Genomic DNA, 16,480 nt, shown 5'->3' on the forward strand with positions numbered 1-16,480 from the left:
GCGACCGATTCGTCGGGAGCGTCGGGGTGGCGGCGATGAGCCGGACCGAACTGCGGCTGGACCTCCCCGCCGGGTCGTGGCTCGGCGACGTCTCGCGGGCGGTCCCGCCGGCGGCGCTCCGAGTCACAGAGACGATAGCGCTCGACGACGGCGATCGGGAGGCCGTCGCGACCGTCCGCGTCGCCGGGACCGAACGGGATCGCGTCGAGGCCGCGCTCCGCGACCACGACCGCGTCGAGCGCGTCACGACGGTCGAGCGCCGCGGCGACGTCCGCACGCTCCGGGTGATCGGGCGGGCCCCCGCGTACCTCTCGGCGGCGCGGGCGGTCGGCCTCCCCGTCGAGTCGACGGTCGAGGTCGCCGACGGGCGCGCAGCCGTCTCCGTCGTCGGCGACAAAGAGCGGATCGAGGCGTTCGGACGACGGCTCGCGGGCGACGGAATGACGGTCGGCGTCACCGCGACCGGGGACGCCGACTCGGACCGGACACTCACCGAGGCGCAGCGCGAACTCGTCTTCGATGCGGTCCGCGCCGGCTACTACGACACCCCCCGCCGGTGTACGCTCACGGAGCTGGCCGAGGCGAACGACATCGCGAAGTCGACCTGTAGCGAGACGCTCCACCGCGCCGAGGGACGCGTGATGCGCCGGTTCGTCGACGGCGCGGGACCGTTCGCCGCCGCGCGGGAGGACGCGGCCGCTCCGGCCGGCGAGGGCGCCGCCGCGTCCGGGGCGACCCCCCTCGACGGCCGCGAGTTCGAGGCCGCCGACCGCGACCGCGAGGAGCCGGTCCGGTCGGCGGCGACCGAGCCCTGACGCGCCGGTTCGAGAAGATCTAGTCGGCCGCTCGGCGTCCGCTACCGTTCGGCCCGCTCGGGCCCTCGTGCGCTCGCCCGCGCCGAACCGCGGTTACTCCTCCTCGAGCGCCTGCCACGAGAGGCGCGGGTTCCGCGCGGCGCCGACCTGATCGATCCGCGCGGCGGCGGTCCGGTTCGGCGCCGAGTCGAGCGCCTCGTCGGTGTCGGCGTACGCGAGGTTGAACGCCTCCGCGAGGTCGTCGAGCGACGACTTCCCTTCGATCTCGGTCGGCTCCGTCAGCATCGCCTCCGGCACCATCTCCGGCCACTTCGTCGTCGGCGGGTGGACGCCGAAGTCCAGCATCCGCTTGGCCACGTCGGCGGCGTCGCGGTCGCCGGCGGTCGCCGCGAACTCGTGGTGGAACGGGCCGAATGGCACGTCGAGGTCGATCCGCTCGGCGAGGTAGTTCGCGTTGAGGACGGCCTTCGCGGCCGCGTCCGCCAGCCCCTCGTCCCCGAGCCGGGCGACGTACGCGTACGCCTTGATCAACACGAGCCAGTTCCCGGCGAAGCCGTGGACCTTCCCGATCGTGTCGTCGGGCTCGAAGCGCTCGTACCCCGACCCCTCCTCGGCCTCGCGCACCCTCGGCGTCGGGAGGAACGGGGCCAGTTCGTCGACGACGCCGACCGGGCCGGCGCCCGGGCCGCCGCCGCCGTGGGGCGTCGCGAACGTCTTGTGGACGTTGTAGTGCATCACGTCGAACCCCATGTCGCCGGGGCGCCCCCGGCCGAGCAGCGCGTTGAGGTTCGCGCCGTCGTAGTAGAGCAGCCCGCCGGCGTCGTGGACGATGTCGGCGATCTCGGTGATGTCGCGCTCGAAGAGCCCGACCGTGTTCGGGTTCGTGAGCATTAGGGCGGCGGTGTCGTCGCCGACGGCCGCCTCGAGCGCCTCCAGGTCGACGCGCCCGTCCTCGCCGGAGGGGAGTTCGACCACGTCGTAGCCGGCGGTCGCGGCGGTCGCGAAGTTCGTCCCGTGGGCCGACGCCGGGATCACGACCTCCGAGCGGTCGTTGCCGTGGTGTTCGTGGTACGCCTTCGCGACGAGGATGCCCGTCAGCTCACCGGCGGCGCCCGCCGGGGGCTGAAGCGTGACGGCGTCCATCCCGCCGATGTCCGCGAGGGCCTCCTGAAGCCGGTACTGGAGCTCCAAGACTCCCTGTGCCGAGCGCTCGGAGCGGTCCGGGTGGATCGCCGCGTTCGGGTCGGCCGCGACGTCCTCGGTGAACTTGGGGTTGTACTTCATCGTACAGCTCCCGAGCGGGTACGGCCCGGCGTCTATCGCCCAGTTCATCTGCGAGAGCCGGGTGTAGTGACGCGCCGTCTCCGGCTCGGAGGGGTTCGGCAGCGTCAGCTCCTCGCGGGTCAGGTCGTCCGGCAGCGGGGACTCCTCGCGCACGTCGACCGTCTCCTGGCCCTTCTCCGAGAGCAGCGGCTCCCGGACCTGCTCGCCCTCTCGCTCGTAGTTCGCTTGGTCGTGGATCATTCAGAGCACCTCCGCGAAGGCCGAGACGAGTCCGTCCGTCCGCCCGGCGGTGAGGTCGGTGACGCACACCTGAATCATGTGGTCGTCGAGCGCGTGGACCGCGAAGCCTTCCGCCTCCAGGTCTTCGGCGACCGCGCCGGCCGGCTGGTCGACCCGCACGACGAACTCCCGGAAGTGGTGGCGGTCGTGGACGGGGGCGGCCGCGCCGGACAGCTCGCCGATCCGCGCCGCCAGCGCCTCGGCCTCGCGGACGCAGTCGTTCGCGAGGTCGACGAGCCCGTCGGGCCCGAGCGTCGCCGCGTGGATGGCCGCCCGGAGCGCGACCCACGCCTGGTTCGTACAGATGTTCGAGGTGGCCCGTTCCTTGCGGATGTGCTGTTCGCGGGTCTGGAGCGTCAGCGTGTACGCACGGCTGCCGTTCGCGTCCTCGCTCGCCCCGACGAGCCGCCCGGGGACCTGTCGCAGGAAGTCGCCGCGGCAGGCGAACAGCCCCAGTCCCATGCCGTACGCGGTCGGAAGCCCGAGCGAGCCGGCCTCGCCGACGACCACGTCGGCGCCGACGCGCTCGGGGGACTCCAGCACCGACAGCGCGACCACGTCGGAGCCGAGCGTGAACAGCGCGTCCGCCTCGTCGGCCACGTCACCGATCGCGGCGAGCCGCTCCTCGATACAGCCGCGGACGGTCGGACTCTCCGCGTACACCATCACCACGTCGTCGCCGGCGCGCTCGGCGAGCGCGTCGACGTCGGCGGTGCCGTCCGTCATGGGGTAGGTCTCGACGGTCATGTCCGCGCCCGCGCAGTAGTTCGAAAGCACCGCGCGTTTCCCCTCGCGGAGCTGTTCGGGGACCAAGACCACGTCGCCCGACGTGGACCGAACGCGGTCCGCGAGGGTCGCGGCCTCGCCGAGGGCGGTCGCGGCGTCGTACATCGAGCAGTTCGCCACGTCGAGGCCGGTCAGCTCGACCAGCATCGACTGGTACTCGAAGAGCGCCTGGAGGAACCCCTGTGACACCTCCGGCTGGTACTGCGTGTAGCTCGTGAGGAACTCCGCGCGGTCGGCGAGGTGGTCGACGACGCTCGGGACGTAGTGGCCGTAGTGTCCGCGGCCGAGGAACTCCACGAGGTCGTCGCTGCGGTTCAAGATTCGGGCGCACTCGTCGCGGATCTCGCGTTCCGTCCGCGGTTCGATGCCGAAATCGCCGTCGAAGGCGACCGACTCCGGGATGTCGAACAGGGCCGCCTCGTCGTCGACGCCGATTTCCGCCAGCATCTCGGCGGTCTCCTCCGCCGTGTGTGGCGCGTACGGAGTGCCGTTCGCTCGGCTCATCGGTGCGTCTCTCCCTGTCCGCGATGGTTCGTGGCTCGTCGGTCCAACGGTGAGGTGGAGTCGGAAGGTGGCGTGGTCATGGTCGTGTGTCGGGTGGGTGTTTCGTCCGGGGTTTCAGTCCCGTTCCCGGCGGCGCCCGGGGGGATCAAGCGATCTGGTCGTCGTACTCGTCGGCGTCGAGCAGCCCGTCTGCGTCGCCGTCCTCGTCGGGAGCGACTTCGAGCATCCACCCGTCGCCGTACGGGTCCTCGTTGACGAGTTCCGGTCGGTCGAACAGCTCCTCGTTGACGGCGACGACCTCGCCGGAAACGGGCGCGTACAGGTCCGAAACGGCCTTGATAGACTCGACGACGCCGAACGCCTCGCCGGCGGCGACCTCGTCGCCGACCTCGGGGAGTTCGACGAACACGACGTCGCCGAGTTCGTCCTGCGCGAAGTCGGAGACGCCGATCCGAACCGTGTCGCCGGTCGTCGCCCATTCGTGCGATTCCAGGTACCGTCTGTCGTCGGGAACTTCGAAGCTCATTGGTGAGGAGAGTCGCGGTCGGTCCGGGGCCCGGCCCGCGGGAGCGCCGCGCCGCCGGAATCGGCGTCGAACCCGGTCTGCCGACCGGTTCCGGGCGACGCCTGCGGTCGAGAGACAGTCCGCGACACGTGTACGTCACCCTTCTGACGACGAGGAAATAAAAGGTGTGTTCGCGGCGGTCGCGTCCGCTGAGCGCCCGCTCGCCGAGTTCGGTCGCAGCCGTACGCCGAGGTCCGCTACGTCCGTCCCCGACTGCCACTCCGGTCGCTCGCTCTGCGTTCAGGTCCAGCGGTCGAGTCCGGCCTGGACCTGCGACTCCCTGATGCGCTCGAACCCGCGCTCGACCTCGTCGGCGGCGACGCCCCACTCGTCGACGACGTACTCCCGTGCGGCCTCGACATCCGGGTTCACGTCCGTGTCCACCGTCACGTCCTCGGCCGGGGGGTTCATGAACAGCTCGCGGATCGCCTCGGCGTTCGGGATCTCGGCGTCGCGCGCGTCGAGGACGCCCCACAGGTCGCCGTGTTCCCTGACCGCCGTCACCGCCGTCTTCGGGCCCACGCCGCGGACGCCCTCGTTGAAGTCGGTGCCACAGAGCATCGCGACGTCGACGAGCCCCTGTCGGTCGAGACCGAGGTCCTCCAGCGTCGCCGCCAGGTCCATCAGCTCCGGGTCGCCCTTGCTCGTCAGCTGCCGGAGCGTGGTCGGCGCGCCGAACAGGAGGGTGTCGTAGTCCTCGCTGCCGGCGTGGTCGACGCTCCCGGTCGCGGCCATGTGCGCGCACTGCGCTTCCCCCTCGGCCGGCGCCTCGACGACCGGCACGTCGAGCAGCCGGAGCAGCTCTCTGGTCGTCTCCTGGATCGTGTCGGTGAGCCGCTGCGTGCGGGCCTCCAGCCGCGCGGCCTCGACCGCGTCGCCGCGCTCCTCGGCCGCCGCCTGTCGCTCCTCGGCCGCCTCGCGCTTCTCCCGCCGGTCCGCGATCTCGTCGGCCTTCAGGTCCGTGACCGCGCCGTCGAACACCATCACGGGGATCAGGTCGTGTTCGAAGAACTTCGGGAGCCCCTGGACGACGCCTATCAGGTTCGCGACCTCGACGCCGTCGGCCGTGGTGTACTTCTCGTCCGCCGTCCACTTGACCGTCGTCGTGAGGTAGCGGTACAGCCAGTTGTGCGCGTCGACGGCGACGACGCTCCCCTCTATCTCCGCGAAGGGGACGTCCCGGAGCGACGCCAAGTCGCGCAGGTCGGCGTTTCCCATTACCGATCGGTGGGGCGCGCCGGTATTAAACACTGACCGGTCGGGTGACGGTCGGCGGTTCGGGGGTTCCCCCGCCGCTCACGCGCCTGCCGACTTCTGGGCAGTTTATGTGCGTCACCCGCCTACGGGCTGACGTTGGATGGTCTCCCCGTTCGAGGTGTTAGACGTCGACGAGGACGCCGACGACGAGGCGATCGAACGGGCCTACCGCGAGCGCGTCAAGCGCGCACACCCGGACCAGGGCGGTTCGATCGAGGAGTTCCAGCTCGTGCGTCGCGCCTACCGCGAGCTGTCGGACCGCGACCGGAACGGCGACGGGGACGACGACGCGGTCGACCCCGCGGACGTCGACCTCACGGAGGGGGGCGACGGCGCGCGCGAGCCGAAGTCGACCCGCGTCGAGTTCCTCGACTACGAGGCGGTCGTCGACTACGGCTGGTCGCTCGACGACGACGACCTGTTCCGGAAGGCCGCACACGCCGACCTCGACCCCGACTCTCACGGCCGCCTGCTGGTCCACCCCGACGAGAGCCTGCTGGAGGCGGCCGAGCGGAGCGGCTTCGGCTGGCCCTTCTCGTGTCGCGGCGGCGCCTGCGCGAACTGCGCGGTGTACCTCGCAGACGGGAAGCTCTCGCAGCCGACCGACCACATCATGCCCGAGGACTTGGCCGAACGGGGGTTCCGGCTCTCCTGCAACGGCTACCCGCTGAGCGACGAGCTGTCGGTGGTGTTCAACGTGAAACAGCGACCGGAGCTCGACGACCTCATCCTCCCGCCCGGCCCGTTCACGCGTCGCTGACCGGCAGTCGCTCGGCAAAAAAACGCGCCTATCGGGCGCCCGCCCGTCGTCGGAGGCCCGCCGCGTGCGGCGTCGGTCCCGTCACCCCAGCAGGTACCGGAGCGCCGGGGCGTTCTTGACCAGCTCCGTCTCCTCTAACGCCCGGTCGATCCCGACGATCCGGCCGGCGCCCCACGCGCCGAGGCCGAACAGGATCAGCATGTACACGAGCGAGCTGTCGACGAAGTAGCCGTGCGCGACCGGGAAGCCGTCCATGAGTCCGCCCTGCCACGCGGCGGTCCAGAACATCGACATCATGATCGCCCCCATCAGCGCGGCGAACCTGAAGAGGACGCCGAACAGCAGCGCCAGCCCGATCAGGATCTGTCCGAACACCACCATCGGGTCGATTATCGCCGCGTAGTCCGCGAAAAAGAGGAACAGCCCCTGAAGCGGATTGGCGTCGGCGATGGCGTTCTGGAGGAACCCGACCGAGCTCCACGCGAGCGGGTCGGCGAGGCCGCCCTCGAACAGCTTCGCCAGTCCCGCTTGGAGGAACACCCACGCCATCACGACCCGGAGTCCGAGCATCGAGTACGCCAGCCATGTCTCCGAGTAGTTGAAGTCCACGTTGCGGCCGAGCAGGTCCGCGCGAAGCGTCCGTTCCGACGGTTGTGTTGCCATGGTGTAACACCTCACGTGAGGAAGTTTCACACACCAGCAATAATCTACCGGCCGGTCCGATGCCTGAGAGTTCTGAATACGGAGTGACAAAAAACCGCGGCGCATATTCGGCGCAGCGTCCCCGCCGAGAGCGGACGGCTCGGCCGCCCCGGTCAGAACGACTCGGCGACGGCCGCGACGACGGCGTCCTCGACCGCGTCGCGCTCGCCGGAGAGGAACTCGATTTTCCCCTCGCGGACGCCGGCGGTGGCGACGTCCGCCTTCGGCGCGAGCTCGGCCGCGCGCTCGGCCACGTCGCGGACGGAGACGTCCGCCGTCGTGCGGACGTACAGCTCGTCGGTGCCGACGCCGACCGTCGCGAACGGCTCGCCGTCGGCGCGCCGTCGGTGGAGGTCATCGAGGAGCAGCGGCGTCGGCGGGAAGTCGTACCGGTGGGTGTAGCCGTCGGTGTCGAGCAGCGCGAACTCGACGCCGTCGACCGCCTCGGTCACGACGTTCGCGTCCGCGGTCTCGATCTCCGTCTCGAGCTTCTCGCGGAACTGCTCGGAGACGTGGGCGGCGAGGTTGCCGCCGTCGGAGAACAGCAGGTCGGCGATCAGTTCGCGTTTGTCCTGATACGACTGGTAGTAGGCCTCCAGCGCGACCGCCTCGCGGAGCTCAGCGACGCGCTCGGCGTCGTAGCCCGCGTCGCGTGCGAGGTTGACGTACCGCTCGGGCGCGTCCGCCCAGTAGCTCACCGCGGGCAGATGCCGGAGGTCGGCGCGGATCTCGTCGTTGATCGCCGAGGCGAGCGACGCGACGAGCGCGCCGGTCGAGAGCGTCTCGTCGCCGCCGACGTCTTCGAGCTCCGGCGAGACGAGCGTGTCGACCGCGTCGCGCGTCTCGGGGTCGGCGACCGCGGCGTCGACGACGACCGCGTCGACCCCGTACACCGACAGGAGGTCGATGCCGTCGGCGGACTCGGTCGTCGAACCGGCGCCGACGAGGAGGAACAGCGGGAGCTTCTCGTCGTGACGGTCGCGGTCCTGAAGCATGCGGGTCGCGTCGTTCGTGGCCGCGTCCATCCCGTACACCGGCTCGTCGAGCGGGCGGCGGGTGAAGTAGTGGTACTCGGCGTCGCTCTTCGCGTGCTCGTCGCGGATCAGCGGGAGGACGGCGCGCTCGACCGCGGCGCCAGCGACGTAGCCGTCGGCGGTCGCCGGGTGGCGGACGACGATCGGTCGCGACTCGAGGACCGCGCGGCGGACGGCCTCGGCCGCGTCGAGGAGCCCGTCGGCGAGTTCGGCGACCGTCTCGTCGCCGGCCAGCGGCTGGAGGCCCTCGGGGCGCGCCTCGTCGGTGAGCGCCTCGGCGAGACGGCGGCGGACCGCCTCGGCCTCCTCGCCGTCGAGGAGCACGAGCGCCTCGGACTCGACCTGAACGTCGCCGCGGTGGCTCTCGACCTCGCCGTCGACGCGCACCGCGTCGCCGACCTCGACGTCGGGGTACGCCCGGACGCCGGGCTCGACGAACGCGGCCACGTCGACCACGCCCGTCTCGTCGCTGACCTCGAACACCGTCGGGCCGCCGGTCTGACGGACGCCGACGACCTCGCCGTCGATGCGGGTCGACTCGCCGATGACGTCCCCGAGCGTCGCTATCGGGACGCGCTCGGGTTCCTCGTCGGAGTCGGCCTCCGTGTCCGGCTCGTCGTCGGTCGACTCGCTCTCGTCGTCGGACGCCCCTACCGGTTCGACCGCTTCGGCCCCGGCGTCTTCGGACTCGTCGTCCTCGACTCCGGACTCGTCGTCAGCGAAGCCGCCGTCGTCTTCCGCCTCGTCGCCGGCCTCGCGACTCGCGTCGTCGACGTCTTCGGACTCCGCGCCGGCGTCATCGTCGGCGCTTGACCCCGACTCCGCGTCGGGTTCGCCGCGGTCGTCCGACGCTCCCGTCTCGGCGTCGCCGCTCGACTGTTCGGTCTCGTCTCCGTCGTCCGGCCCCTCGTCGGGGAGGCGTTCGCCGTCGCCCTCCTGGACGAGGACGCCGCGGAACTCGCGGTCGTTCTGTCGGATCGACCACGCGAGGTCGATGTTCCCGTTGTCGCGGACGCCCTTAACCTGGACGAACACCTCGTCGCCCGGCTCCCAGTCGAGGCTGTCGAGTCGCCGGTCGAGCTCGGAACGGTGGAGGAGTCCGGTCACGCCCGGCGCGAGATCGATGAACACGCCGAACTCGGCGTATCCGTCGACGACGCCCCGATAGAACCGGCTCGGAACCAGACCGTCCGGGGAGTTTCCGCGGAAATCGAACACGACGTCTTCCTGGTGCGAGTCGCAGACGCGACCGCCCCCGACGTCGGTGCCACAAATGATACAGGATCCCATTTGAATACACCGAGAGTCTCGGGCCTAAAACGGTTGTCGAAAGCCGGCTGGGGCCGACGCGACCGGGCGACGCGTCAGGCGCCGAGGAGCGTCCGCACCGACGCCACGACTCGATAGCCCACGCCGTAGCCGAGCACGGCCGGCGGGAGGGCGGCGACGACCGTTCGGACCGGCCCGAGCCCGTGAACCGCGCGGAACCCGACGATCAACAGCACCGCGGCGTACGCGCCGCAGGCGACTCTGAGTTCGGGGATCGGCACCCCCGCCAGCGCCATCGGCGAACTGGCGTACGCCACCACCTGTACGGTCTCGCTCACGCCGCCCCGCTCGCGCAGGGAGACGCCCCCGTCGACGATCGTCAGGCTCGCGACCACGACCGAGACGGTCGCGACCGCGGCGGTCAGGTGGAGTCCGACCGGCGCTCCCAACGCGACCACGACGAGGAAGACCACGAATCCGGAAAGCGCCCGCGAGGAGGGGACGACGGCGGGGACCGCTCCGGGGTCCGACGCGATCAGTCCGAGGGTGAACGCGGCCGCGACCGCGACCGCGAACGTCAGCGCCGGCGCCTGATCGCCGGGCGTGATCCCGTTCGCGAACGCCCGTCGCGGCCGGACGAGCGTCTCGACCCACGTGCGAGCGATGCCCCGCAGTCCGCGGGGCCGTCCGCCCGCCGACTCGCTCATCGGAGACGTCACGGTTGGCGTTCGGTCGCGCGGAATAACCCGTTTCCGGTTCGGTCCGCGGGTTCCGGTCAGATCCGGTTGCCAAGCTTATCAGCGCTGATACGCGGCGCGTAAACGCTTATACCGCCCTCGTCTGAGTGACGGTCGAATGGCTGGGTTTCGGAACGACGACCGCGGGTTCACCCCCCTCGCGGGGACGGGGCTGCTCGTCGGGATCGTCGTGCTGCTGCTCGCGCTCGTCGGCGCGGCGGTGTTCGGGCTCATCGACGGCGTCGCCCCGCCCGACGCCGAGTTCGAGGGGCAACAGGAGAACGGCGAACTCGTCGTCGTCGCGATGGGTCCGGAGCCGGTCCCGGCGGAGGAGCTGTACGTCCGCGGCGAGGACCCGGACGGGAACGTCCAGTTCGGCGCGTGGCCCGGCGACGGCGTCGTCCAACCGGGCGACCGGGTGACCGTCCCCAACGCCACCGGGAACGAGAACTTCGAGGTCGTCTGGGAGCCCGTCGCCTTCGACACGCGCGAGACCCTCGGCAGTTACGACGGCGAGGACTCCGCGATCCAGGAGTGGAGCGAGGAGAACGGCGGCGGGACGCCGGGCGGCGGCGTCGGCGTCTGACGCCGGATCCCGGCGGGCGCGACACCGAGTGCGGGGGCGGAGTTCCGTCTCCGCTTACTACTCGACGGCGACCCACTCGCCGCGCTCGTCCGACCGCTCGATCGCCGCGAGCACCGTCTGGACGTCGTAGCCGTCCGCGAACGACGGCTCGAACGAGTTCCCCTCGGCGACCGCCGAAAGGAACTCGTAGCTCTCGTGGACGAACGTGTGTTCCCATCCGATCACGTGGCCGGGGGGCCACCAGCGGTCGCCGTACGGATCTGTCTCGTCCGTGACCAGCACCGTCTCGTAGCCGCGGTTCCCGCCGCGGATCACCTCAAGTTCGTTGAGCCGTTCCAAGGAGAACCGCACGCTGCCCTCGGTGCCGTGGACCGCGATCGTGTGGTCGTTCTTGTGCCCCTCGGCGACGCGGCTGGCCTCGAAGCTGCCCGTCGCGCCCGACTCGTAGGCGACCTGCGCGCTGTAGGCGTCGTCGACCGTCACGTCGCGGTACTCGTCGACGCTCCCGTCGTCGTCGTACACCGGTCGCTCGTCGACGAACGTCGTCAGCTGGCCCGAGACGCGCTCGATCCCGCCGGCTTCGTCGCCGACGAGGAAGTTCACGAGATCGATCGTGTGCGCGCCGAGGTCGCCGAGCGCGCCCGAGCCCGCCATGTCGGCGTCCATGCGCCACGCCCACGGCGCCTCCGGGTCGACGAGCCAGTCCTGGAGGTACCGCCCGCGGACCTGCCGGACCTCGCCGAGTTCGCCCTCGTCGATCAGCCGCTTCGCGTGGCGGATCGCGGGGACGAACCGGTAGTTGAACGCGGTGCCGGCGGTCACGCCCGTCGCGGCCGCCGCGTCGCGCATCGCCGCCGCCTCCTCTACCGTCGGCGCGAGCGGCTTCTCGCAGAGCACGGGCACCCCGGACTCGAGGGCCGCGATCGACGGCTCCGCGTGGACGTGGTTCGGTCCGAGGTTGTAGAAGACGTCAACCTCGTCTATCGCCGCCTCCCAGTCGGTCGCGGTGTGCGCGAAGCCGAACCGGTCGGCCGCGTCCGCGAGGGCCGCCTCGTCGCGACCGACGAGCGTGTGGCGTTCGACCGCGGGAGCCTCCGGGAAGAACATCGGAAGCCGCGCCAGCGCGTTCGCGTGCGCCTTGCCCATGAATCGATACCCCAGTACGCCGACCTTCAGTGGTTCAGTAGTCATCGTGGATCAACTCCGCGGTGGTCGCCCGCCTCGCTCCGCTCGATGCGCGTCGTCCGCGTTCCTCTGCCGAGCGCGTCGTCCGCGTTCCTCTGCCGAGCGCGTCGTCCGCGTTCCTCTGCCGAGCGCGTCGTCCGCGTTCCTCTGCCGAGCGCGTCGTCCGCGTTCCTCTGCCGAGCGCGTCGTCCGCGTCTCTCCGCCGGGCGCGTCTCGGCGGTCGCTCATTCCGCCCAGTACGCGTCGCCCGGCCGCGTCTCGAAGACGGCGCGGTCGAGCACGTCGACCGCCTTCTCCAACCCCTCGCGCGAGGAAGTGAGCGCGTCCTCGTGTTCGATGGAGAGCGCGCCCTCGTAGTCCACCATCCGGAGCGTCGAGACCACGTCCTTCCAGTGTTCCTCGCCGTGGCCGTAGCCGATCGAGCGGAACAGCCACGACCGGTCGGCGGTGTCGGCGTAGCTCGTCGTGTCGAGCACGCCCTTCACCCGGCTCTCGGCCTCGTAGACCTTCGTGTCCTTCGCGTGGACGTGGTGGATCGCGTCGCGCTCGCCGAGGAACCGGACCGCCTCCGTCACGTCGATCCCCTGCCAGTAGAGGTGCGAGGGGTCGAAGTTCGCACCGATCCGGTCGTTCGTCGCCTCTCGGAGCGCGAGCAGGCCCGTCGGCTCGTACACCAGCATGTTCGGGTGCATCTCGATGGCGACGTCGACGCCGTGGCGGTCGGCGTGGTCGGCCAGGTCGCGCCAGTACGGGACCGCCACCTCGTCCCACTGGTAGTCGAGCGCGTCCGCGTGCTCGGTGGGCCACGGCGCGGTCACCCAGTTCGGCGTCGAGTCGCCGGGCGCGCCCGCCGGGAGCCCGGAGAAGCAGGTGACCGTCCCCACGTCCAGCAGGTCGGCCAGCTCGATCGCCTCGCGCAGTTCGCGATCGGCCGTCGCCGCCCGCTCCTCGTCCGGGTGAAGCGGGTTGTTGTGCGTCGCGAGCGCGGAGGCGCGGAGCCCGTGCTCGTCGAGCAGGCCGCGCAGTTCGCCGCGAGCCGCCTCGTCGTCGAGGAGCGTCTCGCGGTCGACGTGGTCCTCGCCGGGCCAGCCGCCGACGCCGAGTTCGACGGCGTCGACGCTGATGTCGTCGAGGTACGTCACCGCCTCCTCGATCGGTTCGTCGCCGAGCGGAACGGTCAAGACGCCGATGTCCATGTCAGCCGGTACAGCGACCCCGCGAATAAAGATTCAGGATGCGTCACCGCGGTCTCGGTCGCCACGGCGAACCGCATGAGGTTTTAACGGGTGGAACGCGTACGCCTCCCTATGGGAATCCTCTCGCGCGCCTCCTACGTCATCCGCTCGAAGGTGAACGCCCTCCTCAATCGGGCGGAAGACCCGACCGAATCGCTCGACTACTCGTACGAACAGATGCGCGACGAGCTTCAGGACGTAAAGCAGGGCATCGCCGACCTGACGACCCAGAAGAAGCGCCTGGAGATTCAAAAGCGCAAGCTCGAAGAGAACGTCGAGAAGCACAACCGTCAGGCCCGCGAGGCGGTCCAGCAGGACCGCGACGACCTCGCACGGAAGGCCCTCGAGAAGAAGAAGTCTAAGATGACCCAGATCGAGGAGCTGGAGGGCCAGATCGCGAAGCTAAACGACACCCAAGAGCAGCTCGTCGAGAAGAAGAACAAGCTCCAGAACCGCATCGAGGAGTTCCGCACGAAAAAGGAGACGATGAAGGCGCGCTACGAGGCGGCCGAGGCGTCCTCCCGCGTCTCCGAGGCGATGACCGGCGTCGGCGACGAGATGGAGGACGTGAGCCGCTCCATCGAGCGCGCCGAGGAGCGCACCGAGGAGATGGAAGCGCGCGCCGAGGCGATGGACGAGCTGGAGGACTCAGGCGCGTTCGAGGACGCGCTCTCGGACAAAGACAGCATCGACCGCGAGCTGGAGGGCCTCTCGACGAACAGCGAGGTCGACGCCGAACTCGAGACGCTCAAGGGCGAACTCGGGAAAGGCGAGGCGCCGAGCGAGGACGCCGAGGTCAGCGACGAGTCGGTCGACGCCGAGCTGGCGGACATCGAGTCGGAGATCGACGCGGACGACCTCGAAGCGGACGTGAACGACAACGCGGACGGCGACCTCGACGAGGAGCTCGACGTGGAACTGGAGGAGTCCGAGGCCGACGCCGACGAGAAGCGGAACTGAATCGCGCTTCGGCCCCGCCTTATCGCGATTCGCTACGCGTTCACTCTTCGGCGGTCCGTTCCGGCACCAACCGCGCGCCGGTCCCCGCGCGCTCCTGCTCGCCGAGGCGAACGTCACCGCCCGACAGCTCGACGCCCTCGTACGGGTCCTCGTCGAGCAGCAGCGAGCCGTCGACGTCGACGTAGTCCAACAGGGGCGCGAGCTGCGCGGCGGCCGCGATGGAGGCGTTCGACTCGATCATACAGCCGCACATCACCGCCAGGCCGTGTGACCGCGCGGCCGCGATCACTCGTCGGGCCTCCAGCAGGCCGCCGGTCTTCATCAGCTTCAGGTTCGCGATGTCACAGCGGTCGGCGATAGCGGGCACGTCGGCCGCGGTCACGCAGGACTCGTCGGCGGCGATCGGCAGCTCGGACCGCTCGTAGACGTATCGGAGCCCCTCGGGGTCGTCGGCCGAGACCGGCTGTTCGACGAACGCCACGTCGCGGTCGGCGAGCCACGCGCTCTTCGCGACCGCCTCCTTCGGCGTCCACGCCTCGTTCGCGTCGACGCGCAGTCGCGCGTCCGGCGCGGCGTCGCGGACCGCGTCGATCAGCGCTCGGTCGCGGTCGGTGCCGAGCTTGATCTTGAGAATCGGATACCCCATCTCGACCGCCGCCGCGGCTTTCTCGCGCACGCGGTCGGTCTCGTCGAGCCCGATCGTGAAGGAGGTCGCCGGCGCGTCGTCCGCGTCGAGCCCCCACAGCCGGTACAGCGGGACGCCCAGCCGCTTGGCCGCGAGGTCGTGAACGGCGATCGAGACCGCACAACGCGCGGCCGGATTCCCCTCGACGACCGCTCGCAACTCGGACTCGATCGCGTGGAGCGCGTGGGGGTCGCCGACGCGCTCGACCGCGGCGAGGAGGTCCGGCATGACCGCCGCGACCGTGTCCGCCGTCTCGCCGTAGTGCGCCGACGGCGCCGCGCCCCCGACCCCGGTCATTCCGCCCTCGTCCGTCACGCGGACGATCACGTTCTCGGCGTGGGTCTGGGTCCCTCGGGCGATGGTGAACGGGTTCTCGAGGGCCAGCGAGACGCGCTCGAACTCCGTTTCGAGGCTCATTCGACGGAGCCCCCTCGCCCGACCCCGGCGTCGAGAGCGGCGTCGACGACGTCGCCCGCGCCGTGACGCACGGGGTCGGCCGCGGGGACGCCCGCCGCGTCGCCGAAGTCGGCGACCGCCTCGGCCGCCGCCTCGTCGTCGTCGACGTCCTTCGTGTTGACCGCGCCGGCGACCACCTCGGCCTCGTGAACCGGCCCCGCGAGCCCCTCGTAGAGGTCGACGTACTCCGCGATCGGCGGCAGGTCGAACGACTCGTAGCCGTGGACCGCCTCGCGGCCCGCGGCGTGACAGAGCACGAGCCCGTCGGCCATCGCGCCGTGGAGGATGCCGCAGGTGACCGCCGAGTAGGCGGGGTGGACGATGCTCCCCTGCCCCTCGACGACGAGCAGGTCGTGGTCGTCGCCGACCTCGACGAGCATGTCCTCGACCGCGCCCGCGGCGAAGTCAGAGACGACGCGGTCGACGGGGTTGCCCCACCCGGCGATCATGATCCCGGTCTGGCCGGTGGGGACGAACGCGGCGTCGATCCCTCGCTCGCGGGCGGCCGCGACGATCTCCAGCGAGGCCGTCATCTTCCCGACCGAGCAGTCGGTGCCGACGGTGAGCAGCACGTCGGCGTCGACGTCGCCCGAGGCGCCCGTCGCGACCGTCAGGTCGTCGTCTGGCTTCCGAACGTCGACGAGGTCGACCCCGTGCTCGTCGGCGAGCGCGGCAAGCCCCTCGTCGTCGTTCAGGAAGTAGTGGAGCCCGCTCACCACGTCGCAGCCGGCCTCGATCGCGGCCTCGACGTCGCCGCGCCACGACTCGTCGAAGCCGCCGCCGATCGGGGCGATCCCGATGTAGAGGGCGTCGAGGTCGCCGTCGGCGGCCGCGTGCGCGTCCGCGAACGACGCGACGATCGGCGCGTCGTCGAGGTCCGGTGCGTGGTCGCTGACGCGGTCGCCCGCGCGGTCGCGGTCCAGGACGGCGCGGACCGTCTGGTCGCCGTACCGCATCACGCCGAGCGCGGTCTTCGCGCGGTCGGGGAACTTCTCGTGGGCGAGCACGGCGATCCGTTCGTGATCCATGCCGAGTCGGTCGCTCCGGGCGTTCTTAAACCGGTCGGGCTGCGTCGGTCACCGAAGTCGATCCGCAAATGCGGTGGCGCGTGCCCGCGAGCGCCGCGAGACGGCACGCGCGAGGGAGTCGCTGGCGCCGGAGCGAAGCGGAGGGGCCAGCGACGAGGCTGGGGAGGCGTGAGGCTGTGCGGAGCGGTCGGGGCGGGACTCGAAGGGGCAGTCGCGAGGACGAAGACGCGCGAAGCAAGGACCGCAAGGAGCGAACGGAGTGAGCGACTGAGAACCGCAGCGAGCGCATCGAATCCTCGCGGCTGGGGCCTCGGAGTGATTCGTGTCGGTCGGTGAGTTACAAACAGCCACGT

Annotated in this window: 15 protein-coding genes; 4 read left to right on the forward strand and 11 right to left on the reverse strand. The window is 70.8% G+C overall.

What is annotated here, in order from left to right; genetic code table 11:
* Window positions 1-35: 35 nt before the first annotated feature.
* Window positions 36-815: a helix-turn-helix domain-containing protein gene (locus tag ABDZ89_RS14705; RefSeq protein WP_343780352.1), complete on the forward strand. Its 780-nt coding sequence runs from the start codon at window positions 36-38 to the stop codon at window positions 813-815.
* A 93-nt stretch (window positions 816-908) separates the two neighbouring features.
* On the opposite strand, the gene gcvPB is transcribed toward ABDZ89_RS14705, so the two are convergent.
* The 4 genes from gcvPB to fen form a co-directional block, all read right to left on the reverse strand.
* On the reverse strand, window positions 909-2,339 hold the full coding sequence (gene gcvPB, locus ABDZ89_RS14710; RefSeq protein ID WP_343780353.1) for an aminomethyl-transferring glycine dehydrogenase subunit GcvPB: 1,431 nt from the start codon (window positions 2,337-2,339) through the stop codon (window positions 909-911).
* Window positions 2,340-3,668 carry an aminomethyl-transferring glycine dehydrogenase subunit GcvPA gene (gene gcvPA, locus ABDZ89_RS14715; protein WP_343780354.1) on the reverse strand — a complete coding sequence of 443 codons (1,329 nt, stop codon included), beginning with the start codon at window positions 3,666-3,668 and terminating at the stop codon, window positions 2,340-2,342.
* A 145-nt stretch (window positions 3,669-3,813) separates the two neighbouring features.
* Complete coding sequence (gene gcvH, locus ABDZ89_RS14720) at window positions 3,814-4,194, reverse strand: glycine cleavage system protein GcvH (RefSeq protein WP_343780356.1); 381 nt, start codon at window positions 4,192-4,194, stop codon at window positions 3,814-3,816.
* Window positions 4,195-4,473: 279 nt separating this feature from the next.
* Window positions 4,474-5,451 carry a flap endonuclease-1 gene (gene fen, locus ABDZ89_RS14725; protein ID WP_343780357.1) on the reverse strand — a complete coding sequence of 326 codons (978 nt, stop codon included), beginning with the start codon at window positions 5,449-5,451 and terminating at the stop codon, window positions 4,474-4,476.
* Window positions 5,452-5,590: 139 nt separating this feature from the next.
* On the opposite strand from fen, the gene fer reads away from it, so the two are divergent.
* The gene (gene fer, locus ABDZ89_RS14730; RefSeq protein WP_343780358.1) at window positions 5,591-6,250 is read left to right on the forward strand and encodes a ferredoxin Fer; all 660 of its coding nucleotides are present in this window, start codon (window positions 5,591-5,593) and stop codon (window positions 6,248-6,250) included.
* Window positions 6,251-6,331: 81 nt separating this feature from the next.
* Here the strand turns inward: fer and ABDZ89_RS14735 are convergent, their stop codons facing one another.
* From ABDZ89_RS14735 to ABDZ89_RS14745, 3 genes are all read right to left on the reverse strand, one after another.
* Window positions 6,332-6,913: a DoxX family protein gene (locus ABDZ89_RS14735; RefSeq protein ID WP_343780359.1), complete on the reverse strand. Its 582-nt coding sequence runs from the start codon at window positions 6,911-6,913 to the stop codon at window positions 6,332-6,334.
* 152 nt (window positions 6,914-7,065) lie between these two features.
* Window positions 7,066-9,276: a DHH family phosphoesterase gene (locus ABDZ89_RS14740; RefSeq protein WP_343780360.1), complete on the reverse strand. Its 2,211-nt coding sequence runs from the start codon at window positions 9,274-9,276 to the stop codon at window positions 7,066-7,068.
* Window positions 9,277-9,350: 74 nt separating this feature from the next.
* Complete coding sequence (locus ABDZ89_RS14745; RefSeq protein ID WP_343780361.1) at window positions 9,351-9,962, reverse strand: YIP1 family protein; 612 nt, start codon at window positions 9,960-9,962, stop codon at window positions 9,351-9,353.
* Between the two features lie 148 nt (window positions 9,963-10,110).
* On the opposite strand from ABDZ89_RS14745, the gene ABDZ89_RS14750 reads away from it, so the two are divergent.
* Entirely contained in the window at window positions 10,111-10,578 is a 468-nt protein-coding gene (locus ABDZ89_RS14750; protein ID WP_343780362.1) for a type IV pilin domain-containing protein, read from the forward strand.
* A gap of 57 nt (window positions 10,579-10,635) precedes the next feature.
* Here ABDZ89_RS14750 and ABDZ89_RS14755 read toward each other — a convergent pair whose 3' ends face one another.
* Entirely contained in the window at window positions 10,636-11,769 is a 1,134-nt protein-coding gene (locus ABDZ89_RS14755; protein ID WP_343780363.1) for a Gfo/Idh/MocA family protein, read from the reverse strand.
* A gap of 218 nt (window positions 11,770-11,987) precedes the next feature.
* Window positions 11,988-12,959 carry a sugar phosphate isomerase/epimerase family protein gene (locus ABDZ89_RS14760; protein WP_343780364.1) on the reverse strand — a complete coding sequence of 324 codons (972 nt, stop codon included), beginning with the start codon at window positions 12,957-12,959 and terminating at the stop codon, window positions 11,988-11,990.
* A 111-nt stretch (window positions 12,960-13,070) separates the two neighbouring features.
* Here ABDZ89_RS14760 and ABDZ89_RS14765 point away from each other — a divergent pair, with 111 nt between their 5' ends.
* Window positions 13,071-13,958, forward strand: a complete 888-nt coding sequence (locus tag ABDZ89_RS14765) for a PspA/IM30 family protein (protein ID WP_343780366.1) — start codon at window positions 13,071-13,073, stop codon at window positions 13,956-13,958.
* A 40-nt stretch (window positions 13,959-13,998) separates the two neighbouring features.
* Here ABDZ89_RS14765 and ABDZ89_RS14770 read toward each other — a convergent pair whose 3' ends face one another.
* Both ABDZ89_RS14770 and ABDZ89_RS14775 read right to left on the reverse strand, forming a co-directional pair.
* A complete protein-coding gene (locus ABDZ89_RS14770; RefSeq protein WP_343780367.1) occupies window positions 13,999-15,060 on the reverse strand; it encodes a dipeptide epimerase in 1,062 nt (353 codons plus the stop codon).
* Window positions 15,057-16,127, reverse strand: coding sequence for an N-acetyltransferase DgcN family protein (locus tag ABDZ89_RS14775; RefSeq protein ID WP_343780368.1), 1,071 nt, complete (start codon window positions 16,125-16,127; stop codon window positions 15,057-15,059). The genes ABDZ89_RS14770 and ABDZ89_RS14775 overlap by 4 nt, the downstream gene beginning before the upstream one ends.
* Window positions 16,128-16,480: the final 353 nt, after the last annotated feature.

Origin of the sequence: Halorubrum ejinorense (assembly GCF_039522565.1) — an archaeon.
Classification (GTDB): Archaea; Halobacteriota; Halobacteria; order Halobacteriales; family Haloferacaceae; genus Halorubrum; species Halorubrum ejinorense.